Raw genomic sequence first — 2,756 nt, 5'->3', positions numbered from 1 at the left:
CGTCGGGCCCGGCGGGGAAGGGGTGTTCGGGCGCGAGCCGGTAGTCCACGCTCACCACGGCGAGCCGGGCCTCCTCGGCGATCCGCCGGAGCCGCTCGTCCTGGCCGTCGGCGGAGCCGAAGGACCAGCCGCCGCCGTGGATGTGCAGATACACCCCGCGGGGCGAGCCGCCGCCGTCCGCGTCGGGCATGAAGGTCCGCACCCGTACCCCGCCCGCGACCGTACGGTCCCGCCCCTGAGGCAGCCGCACGGGCGGCGCGTCCCCCGCGAGCCGGTTGCGGCGCAGGCGGGCGAGGAGGGCGGCGTCCGGGGCGGCCCCGCGGGCGGGTCGGCTCGCCGCTTCGGCCTCGAACCTGGCGTTGAAGGCGAGGGTCTCGGCGAGGCAGTCCTCGTCGGTGAGGGGGAGGGTCGCGGTCGGATCCGGGGTCGTCTGCTGTGCCGTCGTCGTCATGCGTCGAGGTTCGCAATGCTCCGCGACAGCCCCGTGTCACCCTTTTCGAGTGACCCGCGTCACGGCCCGTGCGGCCCCTCGGCGTCCCGGACGTGTGCGGCGATGGTGCGGGCACAGGTCAGGGATTCGGTGCGGGTCGTGTCGACCTCCAGGTCGTAGGCCACGCCCCGGTGGACCGTCTCGGCCTGGGCCGCGGCCATCCCCGAGGGGCGGTCCCCGCGGGCGATCTCGCGGGCGGCGGCGACCTCGGCGTCGCAGCGGACGCCGACCCACAGGACGTCCAGCCCTTCCAGGGCCTTCCGCCAGCGCTGCTGGGACTCCGGGCCGCCGAGGAAGACGTCGTCCACGACGATCCGGGCCCCGGCGCGGGCCATGGCGGCGATCCCGTGGGCCCAGGCGGTGTCGAGGGTGCGGAACGTCTCGCCGACGAGGACCTCGCCGCCGTCGGCGAAGCCGATCCCGGCGTCCGAGGTGCGGAGGGAGGGTGGCATCGCGTCGACCAGCGTGTCCACGCCGAAGGCCAGCCAGGGGTCGGGGAGGACGGCTTGCAGGCACCGCACGATCCCGGATTTGCCCGAGCTGGAGCCGCCGTTGAGGACGATCACCCGGGTTCCGGACGGCGCGGCGGCCGGGGCGCCGGTGCGGAAGCGCAGTTCGGGGCGCTCCCAGGTCACCTCGGGCGGCGAAGGGGCGACCGTTCCGACGCGTTCGGCGCCCAGGCGGCGGTAGAACCGCTCGGCGGGCGGGTGCGAGACGACCCGTACGTGCGCGAGGCCCGCGCTGCCCGCCCGGTCGAGCATGTGCCGTACGAGCAGCCGCCCGACCCCGGCCCCCTGCGCCTCGTCGGCCACGAAGGCCAGGTCGAGTTCGGCCCGTTCCAGCAGGAGCGCGTAGAAGCCCAGGATCCGGCCGCCGTCGCCGCCGCCGCCTGCCGCGCCGACGGCGGCGAAGACTTCGTGCCGGTCTATGTAGTCGGCCGTCACCCGGTAGCCGGCGATGATCGTGGCGTACCGGCCGGAGTAGGCGGCCGACTCCTGCATCAGGGCGGTGAGGGCGTCGGCGTCTTGTGCGGTGGCACGCCTGATGGTCATGGGCTGCGGCATACGCCGGAGTATATGAGTCACCCCGGGGGCCGACCATTACATTTCCGGTGGTGGGCGGCTCAGCTCCCGAGGAGGGTGAAGAGCCGGTTCACCGCCTCCGCGGCGGGCTGGCCCACCGCACCGACGGCGGCCGCGATCTGCGCGAGGCGGCCCAGGACGAGGCCGCGTTCGCGCAGGGCCCCGGGATCCGGAGTCAGTACCGGCAGGGCCCGCTCGACGGCGCGGTCCTGGTCCGGGGTGAGGTGCGGGCGCAGCTCCCCGAGGAGGCGGATCAGCTCCTCGACGGTGGCGCGGAGCTGATCGGCGTCCGGGGCGGCGCCGCCGATGGTGCCGTAGTTGATGCCGACGTTGCCCTGGCCGTCGTTCATGTTGACCACGGGTGCGTAGTAGTTCGCGTTCGAGTTCGAGTTCGAGTTCGAGTTCGAGTTCGACGGTGTGTCGCTCACAGCTTGATCCCCGTGTTCCCCCTGCCGCCGTTCATGTTGACGACGGGACCGAAGTGATTCGTGTTGCTGCTGTTGAACTGATTGACGACGGCGGTGAACTCGGCGTCCGGGTGGTTGATCGCGTACACGACCTGTCCGGCGATCTGCCGCAGCTCCTCCATGTTCGGCAGGGTCACCACGGCCCTGGAGCCTCCGGCCATCTCGATGGCGAGCACCGGCTTCCCGGGGGTGAAAAGGGCCACGAGCAGGCTGATGACCAGGATGGCCGGCACGATCACGCGCACGCCCTGACCGTCGTCCGCCAGGACGCTCAGGTCGCCGCCGGCTCCGTAGGCCGCGAGGAGCACGAAGGCCGCCGTCAGCCCCAGCAGGGTGCGGCCGAACACCCCCCACCGGCTGCGCCGGTGCTTGAAGGCGTCGACCCAGGTGATGTTGTGCAGCGGGATGGCCGCCGAGCCCACCCACAGCATCCTGCGTCTGACCCCGATGACCAGTCTGCGCCCTTCCCGCGCCGGTGGCGCCTCCTCCCAGCGCGGCGGCTGGGCAGGGGGCGGCGGTGACGGCGGCTGGGACGGCGGCCGTCGTGGTGGTGGCGGGGGTGGTGCTCCGGTGCCGGGCGTGGGATCCATGTGCCTGCTCCCCCGTGATGGCGTGAAAGGGCCCGCGCGCACGGGCCGGAGCACCATTAAGCGCCCGTGGGGGGATTTGAGGCAGGCGAGATGCAGCCAATTCGGCGCGTGGGGGCCGCCCTAGGTG

4 protein-coding genes and 1 pseudogene are annotated in these 2,756 nt (G+C 73.2%); all 5 read right to left on the bottom strand.

Going from position 1 to position 2,756, the window contains the following annotated elements; genetic code table 11:
- Positions 1 to 451: alpha/beta hydrolase (locus tag VR44_RS09305; RefSeq protein ID WP_045946931.1), on the bottom strand; the 451-nt coding region annotated here is incomplete at its 3' end.
- A gap of 59 nt (positions 452 to 510) precedes the next feature.
- Positions 511 to 1,056 (bottom strand): chloramphenicol phosphotransferase CPT, encoded by a 546-nt coding sequence (cpt, locus tag VR44_RS44905; protein WP_045946933.1) that lies wholly within the window; start codon positions 1,054 to 1,056, stop codon positions 511 to 513.
- A gap of 111 nt (positions 1,057 to 1,167) precedes the next feature.
- Positions 1,168 to 1,491, bottom strand: a pseudogene (locus tag VR44_RS44900) (GNAT family N-acetyltransferase); the annotation flags it as partial.
- A 122-nt stretch (positions 1,492 to 1,613) separates the two neighbouring features.
- Entirely contained in the window at positions 1,614 to 2,000 is a 387-nt protein-coding gene (locus VR44_RS09295; protein ID WP_245691650.1) for a DUF2624 domain-containing protein, read from the bottom strand.
- On the bottom strand, positions 1,997 to 2,629 hold the full coding sequence (locus VR44_RS09290) for a DUF6232 family protein (protein ID WP_245691649.1): 633 nt from the start codon (positions 2,627 to 2,629) through the stop codon (positions 1,997 to 1,999). Before VR44_RS09290 ends, VR44_RS09295 begins: the two co-directional genes overlap by 4 nt.
- Between the last annotated feature and the right edge of the window lie 127 nt (positions 2,630 to 2,756).

It is taken from the genome of Streptomyces katrae (assembly GCF_000966975.1).
Taxonomy (GTDB): Bacteria; Actinomycetota; Actinomycetes; order Streptomycetales; family Streptomycetaceae; genus Streptomyces; species Streptomyces katrae.
Note: the sequence above shows the minus strand (reverse complement) of the source record. Positions and strands in the feature narration are given on the sequence as shown.